This is a genomic window from Natronospirillum operosum, from assembly GCF_004768465.1.
Taxonomy (GTDB): Bacteria; Pseudomonadota; Gammaproteobacteria; order Pseudomonadales; family Natronospirillaceae; genus Natronospirillum; species Natronospirillum operosum.
Genome location: NZ_SRMF01000006.1, coordinates 158,403 through 173,574 on the forward strand (window position 1 = coordinate 158,403; position 15,172 = coordinate 173,574).

The 15,172-nt window shown below is 61.1% G+C and carries 14 protein-coding genes; 4 read left to right on the forward strand and 10 right to left on the reverse strand.

What is annotated here, in order from left to right:
* Positions 1–9: 9 nt before the first annotated feature.
* The 4 genes from E4656_RS14500 to E4656_RS14515 form a co-directional block, all read right to left on the reverse strand.
* The gene (locus E4656_RS14500) at positions 10–669 is read right to left on the reverse strand and encodes a TetR/AcrR family transcriptional regulator (RefSeq protein WP_135484014.1); all 660 of its coding nucleotides are present in this window, start codon (positions 667–669) and stop codon (positions 10–12) included.
* 88 nt (positions 670–757) lie between these two features.
* Positions 758–1,540, reverse strand: a complete 783-nt coding sequence (locus E4656_RS14505) for an ABC transporter permease (RefSeq protein WP_135484015.1) — start codon at positions 1,538–1,540, stop codon at positions 758–760.
* A 77-nt stretch (positions 1,541–1,617) separates the two neighbouring features.
* Positions 1,618–2,397, reverse strand: coding sequence for an ABC transporter ATP-binding protein (locus tag E4656_RS14510; protein WP_135484016.1), 780 nt, complete (start codon positions 2,395–2,397; stop codon positions 1,618–1,620).
* Positions 2,398–2,440: 43 nt separating this feature from the next.
* Positions 2,441–3,529, reverse strand: coding sequence for an ABC transporter substrate-binding protein (locus E4656_RS14515; RefSeq protein WP_135484017.1), 1,089 nt, complete (start codon positions 3,527–3,529; stop codon positions 2,441–2,443).
* Between the two features lie 498 nt (positions 3,530–4,027).
* Here E4656_RS14515 and E4656_RS14520 point away from each other — a divergent pair, with 498 nt between their 5' ends.
* The 4 genes from E4656_RS14520 to E4656_RS14535 are packed head-to-tail and all read left to right on the forward strand — an operon-like array spanning position 4,028 to position 8,893.
* On the forward strand, positions 4,028–5,224 hold the full coding sequence (locus E4656_RS14520; protein ID WP_135484018.1) for a urate hydroxylase PuuD: 1,197 nt from the start codon (positions 4,028–4,030) through the stop codon (positions 5,222–5,224).
* A 39-nt stretch (positions 5,225–5,263) separates the two neighbouring features.
* Complete coding sequence (locus E4656_RS14525) at positions 5,264–6,100, forward strand: sulfite exporter TauE/SafE family protein (RefSeq protein ID WP_135484019.1); 837 nt, start codon at positions 5,264–5,266, stop codon at positions 6,098–6,100.
* Between the two features lie 10 nt (positions 6,101–6,110).
* The gene (locus E4656_RS14530; protein ID WP_135484020.1) at positions 6,111–7,703 is read left to right on the forward strand and encodes a gamma-glutamyltransferase family protein; all 1,593 of its coding nucleotides are present in this window, start codon (positions 6,111–6,113) and stop codon (positions 7,701–7,703) included.
* 38 nt (positions 7,704–7,741) lie between these two features.
* Complete coding sequence (locus E4656_RS14535) at positions 7,742–8,893, forward strand: amidase (RefSeq protein WP_135484021.1); 1,152 nt, start codon at positions 7,742–7,744, stop codon at positions 8,891–8,893.
* Here E4656_RS14535 and E4656_RS14540 read toward each other — a convergent pair.
* The 6 genes from E4656_RS14540 to E4656_RS14565 are packed head-to-tail and all read right to left on the reverse strand — an operon-like array spanning position 8,886 to position 15,060.
* The gene (locus E4656_RS14540) at positions 8,886–9,284 is read right to left on the reverse strand and encodes a PilZ domain-containing protein (protein WP_135484022.1); all 399 of its coding nucleotides are present in this window, start codon (positions 9,282–9,284) and stop codon (positions 8,886–8,888) included. The two genes, E4656_RS14535 and E4656_RS14540, sit on opposite strands and share 8 nt — an antisense overlap.
* Positions 9,284–10,690 (reverse strand): PP2C family protein-serine/threonine phosphatase, encoded by a 1,407-nt coding sequence (locus tag E4656_RS14545; protein ID WP_135484023.1) that lies wholly within the window; start codon positions 10,688–10,690, stop codon positions 9,284–9,286. Before E4656_RS14545 ends, E4656_RS14540 begins: the two co-directional genes overlap by 1 nt.
* Positions 10,691–10,692: 2 nt before the next feature.
* Entirely contained in the window at positions 10,693–12,126 is a 1,434-nt protein-coding gene (locus E4656_RS14550; protein WP_135484024.1) for a class I SAM-dependent methyltransferase, read from the reverse strand.
* A complete protein-coding gene (locus E4656_RS14555) occupies positions 12,110–12,502 on the reverse strand; it encodes a hypothetical protein (protein ID WP_135484025.1) in 393 nt (130 codons plus the stop codon). The genes E4656_RS14550 and E4656_RS14555 overlap by 17 nt, the downstream gene beginning before the upstream one ends.
* A gap of 1 nt (position 12,503) precedes the next feature.
* Entirely contained in the window at positions 12,504–13,016 is a 513-nt protein-coding gene (locus E4656_RS14560) for an ATP-binding protein (protein ID WP_135484026.1), read from the reverse strand.
* Positions 13,006–15,060, reverse strand: a complete 2,055-nt coding sequence (locus E4656_RS14565) for a putative bifunctional diguanylate cyclase/phosphodiesterase (protein WP_167856076.1) — start codon at positions 15,058–15,060, stop codon at positions 13,006–13,008. Before E4656_RS14565 ends, E4656_RS14560 begins: the two co-directional genes overlap by 11 nt.
* Between the last annotated feature and the right edge of the window lie 112 nt (positions 15,061–15,172).

Sequence of the window (15,172 nt, forward strand, 5' to 3'; positions counted from 1 at the left end):
CCTCTCTGTTCAGGGTCGGGCGGGTGCCTGGTCGGCCTGACCGGAGCGCGCCGGCGGTTCCAGGCCACAGCCACGCAATATAATGGTGCTGACACAGTCACCGATGTGGTCGATGTCCTGTGCCTCGTACTCGCCCCGGTTCATGACGGTCAGCACCTGGGTTTCGAAATCGGCGTAGTGCTGGGTTGTGGCCCAGATCATGAATATCAGTTGCACCGGGTCGACCGGGTGCATGCGGCCCTCGGCGATCCACTGCTCAATGACGGTGGCTCGATCCCGCACCCAGTTGCGCAGGTACTGGCGCAGATAGTCCTTGTGGTGCGGCGCACCCTGAATGATCTCCATGGCGAAAATCCGCGACGCGCGCGGGTTGAGCACGCTCTGCTCGATCTTGGCGCGGATGAAATGATCCAGCACTTCGGCCGGGTCATCCTCTGCCGTGGCCCGGTTGAAGACATCATTCCAACTGCGCGTAATGCGCCCCAGCACAGCAGTGTACAGGTTCACCTTGTTGGAGAAATAGTACACCACATTGGCCTTGGGTAGCCCAGCCCGGTCGGCCACGTTCTGAATGGTGGTGCCCTTGAAACCGTGCAGGCCGAACTCTTCTTCGGCGGCCTGCAGGATGCGTTGCTGATTGTCTTTCCGAGTCTGCTGTCTCTTGTTCACACTGGGCTCATCTGGTCAGAATGCCGGGCCAATATAACCGCATGGTCAGACTTTGCAATGCTCTCAGCCGGTCGGGCACGAACCCGCCTCAGGCAACACCGCCGGAGCCGCGATTGGCCCAGCCGGTAAAACGCTTCTCGGTCAGTGCGAACAGCTCGTACATGCCGACACCCATGGCCCCGATAACGATCAGCCCGGCAAAGACCAGCGCCATATCCATGGAGGAACTGGCCGCCATCATCAGATAGCCAATGCCCAGATTGGACGCCACCGTCTCCGAGATCACCGAGCCCACGAAAGCCAGTGTGATGGCCACCTTCAGCGAGGCGAAAAAATACGGCATGGTGCGCGGCAGACCCACCTTGCGCAGAATATCCAGCTTGGAGGCGCCCATGGAGCGCAGCACATCCTCCAGTTCGGGTTCCAGCGTCGACAGCCCGGTGGCCACATTGACCAATACCGGAAAGAACGAAATCAGAAAGGCCGTCAGGATGGCCGGCACCGTGCCGATACCAAACCATACCACCAGCACCGGCACGAAGGCGACCTTGGGAATGCTGTTGAAGCCCACCATCATGGGATAGAGCGCCCGATACACCAGCGGCGAGGACCCTACGGCCATACCCACCAGCAAACCGAAGGCTACCGCAATGGCAAAGCCGACGAGCGTGGTATAGAGCGTCTGCAGCGCATGCATGGAAATGATTTCCCAGCGGGCGATACCGGCTTCCAGCACCGCCGTCGGCGCCGGAAACAGAAATTGCGGCACCTGCAGGGCTCTGCAGATGAACTCCCAGAACACCAGCAGTACGATCATCAGCAGCCAGGAGGCATGCTTGACCAGAAATTTCTTGCGCTTGCTGATGGCCATTTCAGTGCCCTCTTTCCCTGCGGCCTGTCAGGCCGGTTTTGTTATCGAACTGTGTATTTGCCAGCCGTGCCGGCAGCTCAGCTTTCCCGGATGCGCCCGATATGCTCGCGCAGTTCATGCACATCACGCGCAAAGTCGTCGGTATAGGTCCATTCCAGCTTGCGCGGCCGGGCCTGTTCAATGGCCTTGCGTGCCACCAGTTGCCCCGGTCCCTTGCTCAGCACATAGACGGTATCGGCCAGAAAGGTGGCCTCACGCAGATCATGGGTAACCAGAATCACCGTGAAGGGTTCTTCCTGCCACAGCTCCTGCAGCATGATCCACAGCTCTTCTTTGGTGAAGGCATCCAGCGCCCCGAAGGGCTCATCCAGCATCAGCAGCTTGGGCTTATGGATCAGGGCCCGGCAAATGGAAGCGCGCTGCTGCATGCCCCCGGACAGTTCCCAGGGAAATTTGTCCTCGTTGCCGGCCAGCCCGACCCGCGCCAGCAGGTCGCGACAGCGGGCCTCGAACGCCTTGCGCTGGCGTCGCATCTGACTGCGATAGGGCTGGACGATTTCCAGCGGCAACATCACATTATCGAGCGTGGTGCGCCAGGGCAGCAGGTTGGACGCCTGAAAGGCCATGCCGATGCATTTCTGCGGCCCGGCGACCTGACGCCCGCCGACATAGACATAGCCCTCGGTCGGCTCGGTCAGACCGGACACCAGCTTCATCAGCGTCGACTTGCCACAGCCGGAGGGCCCAACCACGGCAATGAACTCGTTCTCGGCCACTGACAGACTGATGTCCTGGATGGCCAGCGGGCCACCCTCATCATAGGCCAGGCTGACCTGTTCAAACCTCACCTGCTCCATTGCGTGCTCCTTGATAGGCGGTCTGCTTGCAGGTGTCGGCCCTTCAGAGGGCAGGCACTTCCCGACTGGCCCGCTCGGGCAGCATATCCATATTGAACAGCTCGGCGGCCACCGGCGTCATGCTCAGGCCAAAGGAAGACACCGCTTCATCAATGGCTGTTTCCAGGCGCTCCATGGTGACCGAACCCAGGCCATCACGGCGCGTATCGTCAGTGATCACGACCGACTCGAGGGCCAGGTTGAGCCGGCGCAGTTCCAGCTCTTCGTCAATCAGGCCATCGCGCTGCTTCACATAGGTAATGGCCGTGGCCGGATCCTCGATGGTTTCCACCAGCGCCCGGTTGAAGGCCCGATTGAAGGCGGCGACTGCATCCGGGTTGTCCCGCATCATGCCGTTGCTGGCGATGATGGCATTGCCGTACAGGGGCACACCGAAGTCGGCATACAGCATGACGGTCACGTCATCCATATCCATGCCACGTGCTTCCAGATTGAGCAGGCTGGTAAAGTAGAAGCCGGTGATGCCGTCCAGGCGACCCTGTGCCATCAGCGTTTCCCGAATGGCCGGGTCAACACTTTCCCAACTGACCGCATCCACCTCGAGGCCGTTGGCGGCAGCAAACGAAGGCCAGGCCTTGCGACCGCCATCAAAGACGGGCGAACCCAGTGTCTTGCCCACCAGGTCCGCGGGTGTCTCTATGCCGGAAGATTTTGCGGCGAATACGGCTGCAGGGATGCTGTTGTACACCATGTAGACAGCCTGCAGACTGTCGTCCGGGTTGGCCGCTACATGCTCGACCAGGGCGTTGAAATCGGCAAAGCCCATGTCATAGGCGCCGGTTGCCACACGGGTAACTGCCCCGGCAGAGCCGTTGCCCGAATCGATGGAGACGCGCAGGCCTTCTTCTTCGAAATAACCCCGCTCCAGCGCCATCAGGAAGGGCGCCGAGGGCCCTTCTATGCGCCAGTCCAGGGTGAAATTGATGTTCGTCATGCCCTGTGCCAGCGCAGCAGGCACAGTCAGGGCGATAGTCAGGGCAGCCGCAGCCAGCGGACGCAGTGCCCGCAGCGGCGTTGAGAGTGATGCTGAAAGCCGTCCCGAGTACAGTGACAGTGATGAGGCAGTGAACATGATTATTCTCCTTGCAGCCAGAGGGCTACGGTTCCATTCGATTGGACCTGCTTCGCGTCATCCCGTATAAAACGGTATCTGACCTCGGCAGCCTGGTGTCCTGTGTGGCTAATTCGTTGGCTGGCAGAAGGTCAACGAATTAGCCACACAGGACACTCGAACGTAGCAACAGCCATGCCATACTGCTGCATCTCCCTGCTACACTTAAACAGATGGTCAGGATTGACACTGAAACACCGGAGAAGCCCCTTTTGGGCGCACCAAAAGAAGCCATGCGCACATTAATTGCACAATTCTGGTGCCGTTATTGACCCGAAAAACCACCAGATCAATCCATTTGGCGGCATGTGCAAGTTTGTGCGGTCCTGCTTCAGGTTTCCGTGATTTTTCGTCCAGCAGCCACCGGCAATGGCCTGTTATTTGCCTTCCTGACCAGTTGTTTATCTTTTACTATCAGTGCACCCCGGTGCCCGAGACGCGATCAGGAGAGAACGCCTCATGACAACTGCCTACCTGCTCAACTGGCTGGAACTGTTTTTCCGCTGGTTCCATGTGATCGCTGGCGTGGCCTGGATAGGCGCTTCCTTCTATTTCATCTGGCTGGACAACAACCTGGAAGAGCCGCCACAGGAGAAAAAGGATCGGGGCATCAAGGGGGATCTGTGGGCCATTCACGGTGGCGGCTACTATGAAGTGGCCAAGTATCGTCTGAACCCACCCCGGCAGCCCGAGAAGCTGCACTGGTTCAAGTGGGAAGCCTATACCACCTGGCTGACCGGCATGGTGCTGATGGTGCTGATCTATTATGTCGGGGCTCAGTCCTATCTGGTGGACAGCCAGAACTTTCCCCTGAGCACTGTGCAGGCGGTCAGCCTGTCGCTGGGCTCCCTGCTGATCGGGCTGGTGGTCTATGAGGCCCTGATACGCTCTCCCCTGCGCCAGGACGGACGGCTGTTCGGGGCGGTTCTGTTTGTTCTGCTGACTCTCTATGCCTGGGCCATGACCTCGGTATTCTCCGGCCGCGGTGCCTACATTCAGGTTGGCGCGCTGATTGGCACCATCATGGCCGGCAATGTGCTGCTGGGCATCATTCCCGCCCAGCGCGACCTGGTGCGGGCGGTCAATGCCGGCACCGAGCCGGACCCCGAACCCGCCCTGCTGGCCAAACTGAGGTCCACCCACAACAACTATTTCACGCTGCCGATCATCTTCATCATGATCAGCAATCACTACCCCATGACCTATGGCCACGAACTGAACTGGCTGGTGCTGGCCCTGGTGTGCGGCATCAGCGCCTTTGCCCGCCACTTTTTCAACCTGCGCCATCAGGGCAAGACCCAGGTCTGGATCCTGGTGGTCGCACTGGCCGGCCTGGCGGCTGTGGCCTGGTGGATGGCGCCGCAAACGGCAGCCACAGGCACGGCGCAGGAGGACTCTGCAGAACTGATCAGTGAGTCGGCAATGGATGACCTGGTGGAGTTGCATTGCGCCGCCTGCCATGCGGCCTCACCCAGCAGCTCGATGTTCAGCAGTGCGCCGGGTGGGCTGATCTATACCAGTGGCGAGGACACACTGAGCACCGCAGACCGGGTCATCACCTCGCTGCGCACCCAGTACATGCCGCTGGGCAACCCGACCAACATGACCGCTGAAGAACGGGATGCGGTGATCCAGTGGATCGAGCACAATCGCTGAACTGACAGCCGTCCATTTCACTGCCCAGGGGGAAACATCATGGAATTACTGGATCAACACAGCCTGGCCTGGCTGCTCGGCCTGGTCGCCGCACTGGCGGTGACCGGTATTGTCGCCGGGTTGCTGGCCGGGCTGCTCGGTGTGGGCGGCGGCATTGTGATCGTGCCGGTGCTCTACCATCTGTTCACACTGCTGGGGGTGGACGAAGCGGTCAAGATGCACGTCGCGGTCGGCACCTCGCTGGCCACCATCGTGCCCACCTCATTGTTGTCGGCGCGCAGCCATGCCGCAAAAGGCAATCTGGACCAGGACCTGCTGCGCAGCCTGATACCGGCGCTGTTTGCGGGTGTGGTGCTGGGCGCCCTGATCAGCGGTTTTGTGCCCGGGCTGGTGCTGTCGCTGGTGTTCGGCGTTATCGGCCTGCTGGTGGCCGCCAACATGGCGCTGCGCACCCGGCCGTCGACGCTGGCTCCGGCCCTGCCCGGCGGTCTGGCCCGCCATGGCATCGGTACCACCATTGGCACCTTTTCCACCCTGATGGGCATTGGTGGTGGCACGCTCAGCGTGCCCATTTTCAGCGCCTTCAATGTGCCCATGCATCGGGCCGTGGGTACGGCCGCTGCCATCGGTATCGTGATCAGCATTCCCGGTGCCATCGGGTTTCTGATCAACGGTCTGGGCGTACCCGACCGACCGCCGCTGACGCTGGGCTACATCAACCTGATCGGCTTTGCGCTGATTGTGCCCATGACCCTGTGGATGGCCCCGGTGGGCGCCCGCATCGCCCATGCGCTCAATGCGCGCCTGCTCAAGCAGGCGTTTGCCGTTTTCCTGACCATCACTGCACTGCGCATGCTTTACAGCGTGCTGGCCTGAGGAGAAGACCATGAATCAGACCCCTCGCTCATTGCGCGGCGGCTGTGTCGCCCCGCATCATCTGGCCGCACAGACCGGTCGCGATGTGCTGCAGGAGGGCGGCAACGCCATAGAGGCCATGGTGGCCATGGCCGCCACCATCGCCGTGGTCTACCCGCACATGAACAGCCTGGGTGGTGACGGTTTCTGGCTGATCAAGCCGCCGGGGCGCGACCCCATCGCCATTGAAGCCTGCGGGCCGGCCGGCGCAGCTGCCAGCATGGACTGGTATCGCGAGCGCGGTCTGGGCCAGATCCCCAGCCGCGGCCCGGCGGCCGCGCTTACAGTGGCCGGCACGGTCCAGGGCTGGGCGCAGGCGCTGAATATCGCCGCTGGCCAGGGCGCGCGCCTGCCGCTGGAGCGCCTGCTGTTGCCAGCGGCCGAACTGGCGCGCTCCGGTATTGCCGTGACCCGCAGCCAGGCCGAACTGACACGCAGCAAGCTGCAGGAACTCAAAGCAGCACCCGGCTTCGCCGCCACCTATCTGCAAGCAGGCAAGCCGCCCGCCGAGGGCGACCTGCTCCGGCAGCCCGAACTGGCCGACACCATTGAGCAGTTGGCACGCGCCGGGCTGGATGACTTCTATCGCGGTGACCTGGCACAGCAACTGGCGCAGGGTCTGCAGGCAGCGGGCAGTCCGCTGACGGCGGCTGATCTGGCCGCCTATCAGGCGGTAGTCGGTGCGCCGCTGGCACTGCGCCTGCAGGCCGGCACCCTGTACAACCTGAAGCCGCCCACGCAGGGACTGGCGTCACTGATGATTCTCGGCCTGTTCGAGCGCCTGCAGGTCACCGAAGGCGAATCTCTTGCCCATGTCCATGGCCTGATCGAAGCCACCAAGCAGGCTTTTATGGTGCGCGACCGGATCTGCCTGGATCCGGCCTGGACTGCGGAAGACCCGGCGCATTATCTGCAGCCTTCTGTATTGGACGACCTGAGCCGCCGCATCGACCGCGAGCAGGCCCTGCCCTGGCCGCAACCGGCAGCCCCGGGCGATACTGTCTGGATGGGCTGTATCGATGCCGACGGCACGGCGGTCAGTTTCATCCAGAGTATCTACTGGGAATTCGGTTCCGGCGTCACCCTGCCGGGCACCGGCCTGCTGTGGCAGAACCGGGGGCTGAGTTTCAGTCTGGACCCGATGCACCGGAATGCACTGCAGCCCGGCCGCAAGCCATTTCATACGCTGAATCCGGCCATGGCGGTGCTGTCAGATGGTCGCGTCATGCCCTACGGCACCATGGGTGGTGAAGGCCAGCCGCAAACGCAGGCGGCCCTGTTCAGCCGTTATGCATTGTTCGGACAGCCGCTGCAACAGGCTGTCACGGCGCCGCGCTGGCTGCTGGGACGCACCTGGGGCGACGACAGCACACAGCTCAAGCTTGAAAACCGCTTCCCGCCTGAGCTGATCGACCGGCTTGCCGCCGCCGGCCATGCCCCCGTGGTGCTGGACACCGGCTTCAGCGATCAGATGGGCCATGCCGGTGCCCTGGTACGCCACCCCAGCGGGCTGGTGGAAGGCGCCGCCGACCCGCGCAGCGACGGCGCGGCGGCTATGCTCTGACCTGACTGGCCTGACAATGCAAAGGAAAAGGATCTGACATGACGCTCGACTCCGGATTTCTCGACTTTGACCCGACCGAGGTTCTGCCCACCGGCACCGGTCCGCTGGACGGACTGACCTTTGCCGTCAAGGATGTCATCGATGTCGCCGGCCATGTCACCGGGCTGGGCAACCCGACCTGGCGCCAGACGCACGGCCCGGCGCCAGCCCATGCACAGGCTGTCAGCACCCTGCTGGCAGCCGGCGCTCGCCTGATCGGCAGGACCCATACCGATGAACTGGCCTACAGCCTGGCAGGCCAGAATGCCCACTATGGCACGCCGCCCAACCCGGCGCTGCCGGGCGCCATCCCCGGCGGGTCGTCCAGTGGCTCGGCATCCGTGGTGGCCGCCAAGCGCGTCGACTTTGCGCTGGGCACGGACACCGGGGGCTCCATACGCATACCGGCCAGCTATTGCGGCCTGTATGGGCTGCGACCGACACACGGTGTTACCCCAATGCAGGGCGTGGCTAACCTGGCACCGAGCTTCGATACCCTGGGCTGGTTTGCGCGTGCGCCGGACCTGCTGCGTTCGGTAGGACAATTGCTGCTGCCTTCCACGCCAGCGCCAACACTGAGGCGAGTCAGGCTGTTGTCAGAGGCGCTGGATCTGGTCAGCCCCGAGCTGGCCCAAGACACCCGGCAGGCCTGCGCAGAGACCGGCCTTGCCACACAGCCACCCGCAATGCTGGGCGATCTGACGCCGTTTTTCGAGGCCTTCAGGCCCCTGCAGGCCCATGAAGCCTGGCAGTGCTTTGGCGCCTGGATCGAGGCGCATCAACCCGAGTTCGGTCCCGGCGTCCGGGAGCGTTTTGCCATGGCCGCCACCATCGACCCGGCCACAGCGGAGCGTGCCCGTCAGGCCGGTCTGGCGCTGCGCCGACAGGTGCTGGACATACTTGGTGATGATGGTGTGCTCTGTCTGCCGACCGCTGCCGGGGCCGCTCCGCGTGCAGACGCATCACCGGAGGAAGTCGAAAGGGTGCGCAGTCGAACCCTGCGCCTGACCGCCGTGGCCGGTGTGGCCGGATGTCCGCAGGTTACGCTGCCGTGGCTCAGAGACGCTCGTGGCCCGGTCGGTTTTTCCCTGATCGGGCCACCCGGCAGCGACCTGGCCCTGCTGGAACTGACCGTAAACATCGCTAGCTGAACAGCGGGTCATCGCCCCGATTGCGTACATAGGGGTCGTCCTCCGCCGGCTCCAGTTCCTGGAACCGGGTCTGCAACAGGCTCAGCAGTTCGTGCGAGGCCGGGGGCACATGCTCCAGTTGCAGACCAATGGCATACTGACCCGTACCCGGGTTGGGCTCGCACCAGCGCACCACCGCCTCGAATTCCGCCTGTCCGGCGCCCATGGCGTTCTGTGGCAGGTCCACCTGCAGCGTCAGACGACTGTCCGGCGCCAGCGGATCATTGGCGAACAGCAGCATGCCTTCCGGATTGGCGTTGACCAGTTGTCCGACGAAATCCCGCTCCTGCCCGGCCACCCGGGCCCGCAGCCGGTAAATAAAGCGCGTTCGCTTGTGTTTGCGCTGATACATCAGGACCCAACCTCCTTCAAGTCAGAAGCCACTGAACCAGTTGCACCATTCTGTTCCTCTGTCTTGCGCAGTACCAGCAGTGTCATGTCGTCATTCTGCTCATGCTGGTAATTCTGGATAGAACGCTGAATGCGGTCCGCCAGTTCGGTCGGCGCACTGATCGCATGCTTGAGAAATATGTGCTCCAGTTGCTGCTGGCCGAACAGGGCACCGTTCTTGTCCGTGGCCTCGGTCAGGCCGTCCGTGAACAGCATGACCACATCACCGGTCTTGATCGGAATGTGCACCGGCAAATGGAACCCTTCCAGGCTGTCAATGATGCCCAGCCAGGTACCGGTCGTCGGCACCACCTCCAGACTGCGGCTGGCAGAGCGATACAGCAGGATGTCCTGGTGATGACCGGCCACTTCCATGCTGTCCGCACCCAGCTTGAGGATGGACAGCGTCATGTAGTGGTCCGAGCCCATACGGCAGACGTTGGCGCGCAGGGCCCCGTTGATGGTTTCCAGCGCTTTCACCGGACTGCAATCCGGATCGGCCTTGAGCACCGTCTGCAGGCTGGTCTGCACCATCATCATGATCAGCCCCGCGCTGAGGCCGTGGCCGGCAACATCACCGATGGCGACATAGCGCGCCCCGGACCTGGTTTCGACCACCTCGTAGTAGTCACCCCCGACTTCCAGTGCCGGCTGCATGCTGGCGGCAATGTCATAACCTGGCAAATCCAGATTCTTGGGCAGCAGTGACATCTGGATATCCTTGGCCAGCTCCATTTCGCCCCACAGCGAGTCGCGGGCCTGCTTGAGTTCCACCATGAGGTTGAACTCGTTGGCGATCAGCCGGTGGCGCAGTTCGCTGATGGCCACCGCAATGATGCCTGCACTGACCAGAAAGAACAGGTTGTTGGCCAGCAACGCGGGGTCATACGGCTGGCTATAGTAGAGATTGAAGCCCAGATACATGGCCACGATCACCGCTGCATTGACCGCCGTATGCTTGCCGCGCCAGGGCAGCACCAGGCTGACCCCGATGATGACCAGGATCAGTCCGGCATAATAGCCATGGTCAAACCCGCCAAGGGCGACGGTCATCAGCGCGATGACCGACCCGACCTGCATGGAGGCAAAGTAACCATGCAGATAGGACAGCCGCCCCGGCGGGGTATTGCGTATGATCAGATACTGTCCGAGCGCCAGCGCTGTCGACACGGCCCGGTAGGCCGCAAACTGGGGTATCAGTGCCGCCGGCAGCATGATGATGTCGAGCAGGAAAAACAGCGGCACCAGACCGAATACCAGGGCTGTTACCGTGCGCAGCCACTTGTGCACCAGATCGGTCTGGTATAACTGGAAGTTGTTCCGACTGACCGCTTCGGACACTTCGGACTGAATTTGATGTCGTTTCAAGCTCAAGGGTCCGCCTTTCTTATTCTTAGCAACATCTGAACGCCCGTTTCATCATAGTCTATCCAGGCCTTGAGGCCTTCCAGAGATGACGCGAGATCCAGAAACTCCTGTTCAGTACGGTAGTACAGTGGCCAGTCCATCCAGTAGTCCATGTAAAGCCGAGTCGGGTTGTCGACATGGAAGTTCCCGATCACCATTTCGCCACCGGGCAACAGCAGTGCATACAGTTTCCTGAGCACGGCCTCCGCCACCGGCGGAGTCAGATAGTCGAACAGGCCCATGGAATAGATGAAATGGAAATCGCCCCAGCGCGCACGCAAAACCCGGGTCGCCAGCAGCGTGCGCACGGACTCTTGAATCAGGTCCACAGACAGGGGTTGCCCGAAGCGCGCCTCCAGTGACTGAATCTGCACGGTCGCTTCCGTGAGCGCCTGCTGATCCTGATCCAGCAGGGAACAATGGAAACGCTGGCAGTCCTCGGCGCTCAGAAACAGATCATTGAGCTCCATGGCCGGGCCACAGGCAACGGACAGGGTCTTCAGGCGTTCGGTGGCCGGCAGGGCCAGCCGATCCGCCAGTTGGCGTGCCAGCCGCGGCACCAGTTGCCGCCGGTTGCGCACCGCCTGTGCCGCTGCCGCGTCGACTGGATGGAAGTGCATCAGCTTGCCGAAGGTGCTGCCCCCTTCATGCTGATGGCGATAACACATCTGCATCATTTCCGAGTCGCCGATATAGCCTCTGGGCTTGAGGTTCGTGCGGGCCAGGAAGGGTGATGTCAGCAACGCACCCCAGATCTGCTTGCGCAGATAGTAACCATGATGACCATGCTGTTCACCACTGAAATCGGCGGTGAGTTCCGGCAGCTGGCAGATATAGGCATCCAGGCTGGCGGTCATCTGCGGTCCCAGATGTTCGATAATGCCCTGCTGCAGGGCTTCCGCAACCGCCGGCGGTTCATGCCGGTATTCTTCATCCAGACGATCAAAGAGGTTGCGATAGACGCTGAGGTCATAGGACAGGTCCGCCACATGATCGCGAAAGGCCGCATCGAGGTTGCGTCGGTAACCCAGTACCAGGGGCACATTGCGCGCCGCCTGATCCAGGCAGTCAAAGCGCTGGCTGAACAGCAGTTTCTCGAAATCAACGATGCCTTCCAACGCCACCAGCCGCAGTGCCGTACCGTCCAGCGATGGATCGATAAGCAGACGGCAATGCCCGGTACTGACCTCGTCCCCGGGCAGGGCCAGCGTCAGGGCATCATAATCCCCGGGAGTCAGTGCACTGTCGTCTATTGCCGTAACAGCCGCCGAATACTTGGAGGCATGACGCACCCACACCGGGATGGCTTGCGCCCCGGCGCGCAACTGCCCCTGCAGGGCAGCGGTTTCTTCCACTGCGGTCACGTCATCTGACCGGAATTCACCTGCCGTTTTCATCGCCATCACCATTGAGTGCAATCCGACCATCCGGAGTCTGGAATATAGTCAGTGCAGAGAATGAAGTTTCCTGCCACTTCTCCCGGCTGTTGTAGCGTACCAGCAACGCTGTGGTGCCGATGCGAGCCTTCTCCAGCACCTTGATCACCGGCGCGAAGGAGGACGAGTTCATATAGGTGACTGACCGGAAATCCACTACCAGCTTCTGTCCCTGCTCCTGGGCCCGCCCCAACTGTTCCATGAAGATGGGCAGCAGGGTATCCATGGCATCCCGAATAATGCTCTTGCCGGACAGGTGCAGCGTGAGCACCTTGGCATCGTCCTGCATGTGTATTTTCAACGTACCGTCATTGAACACTTCTTTCAGATCTGCCATATCAGACGCCCTCGCTGGTTTCGGGTACACACATGGATGGGCTCAGACTGGCCACCGCAGACACGCTGAGCCGGTCGTCCTCGAGAATGAAATCAAGGTCTGCCCGGCCTTCGTAGGCAATACGGACCAGCCCCAGACAACTCTTGCCATCGGACAGGGGCTCGCGGGCTATCTGGCGCACGCGCTCGAGAAAGGCCTGGTAGGGATCCTGTATGCCGCGAATCCACTGCAGTGTGCGGTCCAGATTCTTCAGACTGGGCAACTGCGCCGCATCGACATAGTTGTCAACCTGAATGCGAATCGAGCGCCGTGTCACCTTGACCGAGACTTCGATGGGCTTGTTGCCGCGCCCATACTTGATGCCGTTTTCCATCAACTCGGACAGCACCATGGTGTAGGTATCCACGCCACTGGACGCCAGCAACGTCTGGGCCAGAAACTCCCGGGCCTGGTTGTTGATGCGATCTATTTCCCGCCAATCGGGTTCGATCGTGAAGGTGATGCTATCGCTCATGGTCAACCACCCCGAATCTGCTGTTACCGCGAAAATCGGCCCTGCGACTGAGCGCCGGGACCGCTTCGGCCGCCTGGGGGCGGCCATATAGATAGCCTTGTATCAACCGACAGCCGGCGCCATTCATGAAGTCCAACTGGGACTGGTTTTCAATCCCCTCTGCCACCACTTCCAGTCCGATGCTGGTGGCCATGGTCATGATGGCGGACACAATGGCACTGGTGATATCACTGCCGGGAATGTCATCCATGAAGCTCTTGTCGATCTTGATGCGGTCCACCGGCAGGTGCCGGAGATAGGCCAGTGAGGCATACTTGGTACCAAAGTCATCAATGGACACCCGAATACCCATGGCCCGCAAGCGGGTGAGGCTGTCGATAACCGACTCCCGGCCTTCCACCCAGATCGCCTCGCTCAGTTCCAGATCAAGCCGTTCTGCGGGGAACCCTGTCTGCTCCAGAACCCGTTCGACGGTCTCCAGAAACCCCTTGTCGTGCAACTGATGGGCTGACACATTGATACTGAGCAAACCCACCTCCAGCCCCTCGGCCAGCCAGGCTGCCCCCTGTGTGCAGGCCTGCCGCAATATCTGTTCCCCCAGGCGCTTGATCAGCCCCGACTCTTCGGCCAGCGGGATGAACTGGCCCGGCATGATCAGGCCGTCGGTCGGCGACTGCCAGCGGGCCAGCACTTCCAGGCCGGCCAGGGTACCGTACTCGGTATCGAATATGCCCTGGTAGTAGGGCAGAATCTCGCCCTGTTCCAGAGCGCGCCGCAACCGGGTCTGCCAGGCCAGACGATCACCCGCCATTTCGTGGGTCTGTATGCCGACCAAACGATAACTGTTCTTGCCTTCATTCTTGGCCTGATACATGACACTGTCGAGCAGGCGCATCAACTGATCACTGGTCTGCCCCTTCCGGTGTTCGCTGACACCTATACTGGCAGTCAGGAAAATCTCATGGTCCTGCATCATGACAGGGGCAGACACCGCCTGCAGAATCTTGTCGGCGATCATCTCTGCGTCCTGCAGGCTGCCCAGATGGCGTAGCAGGACGAGAAACTCGTCCCCGCCCATGCGGGCGACGGTATCACTGGCCCGAACACTGGCGGCAATACGCTGACTGATCAGCTCCAGCATCTGATCGCCGGCAATGTGGCCCAGGTGGTCGTTGACCAGCTTGAAGCCATCCAGGTCAACCAGCATGACGGCAATACATTCGGCCGACCGCTCAGCTGACAGAATGGCCTGACTCAACCGGTCGTGAAACAGCCGTCGATTGGGCAGGCCCGTCAGCATGTCAAAGTGAGCCATCTGTAGCAGTTGCTCTTCAGCCCGTTTCTGCAGGGTAATATCGGTCAATACAGCCGTATAATGTGTCACCTGCCCGCTTTCATCCTTGATGACCGAAATGGACAGCGACTCGGCATAACGCGCTCCATCCTTGCGCAGGCTCCAGAGTTCACCCTGCCAGGACTCTTTCTGCGCGAGACTCGCCTGCAGTTCATTCAGAAACTCGGCACTCTGCCGGGCCGGGTCGGCAAAGGCCGCAGTCTCACCCAGCACCTCTCCCGGGCCATATCCCGTGATCTCGGAGTAAGCCGGGTTGGCATCGATCACGCGCATATCGGCATCCATGATCAGGATGCCCTCGGTGGTGGATTCGAACACCTTGGCATTCAGTGCCACCTTCTGCTCGATCTGCTTCTGCACCGAAACATCCATGCCGAAGACATAAATCTGCTTGTGCGGTACGGCGGGGAAGAAGAGGAGTGAAATACTGACCATGCCGACCGAAAGCTGATCTTCCATGGTCTCCCCAGAGCCCGCAGCTGCAAGCGCCAGGCTCAGCCAGGGTTCGGGAATGGGCTGTCCGATGCTGGCCTGCCAATGATCCATGACCAGCCAACTGCCGGCATTGGCATCCAGCAACCGTCCATCAAATGACAGCACAAGTACGGGGCAGGGGTTATCCTGTGCCAGCGTTACCAGGGTGTCGAGCGTCTCACCCTGTTTCGGTATACCCTTGTACTGCGCTGCCATTGTTGATCTCACGGTCAGTAAATGAACACTACCGCTTGCCTTAACAGGCAAGATCTGCGGCTGAAGACCGATATTCATGATACTTTTATTCGGCCCGCTCTATTAGAAAAGT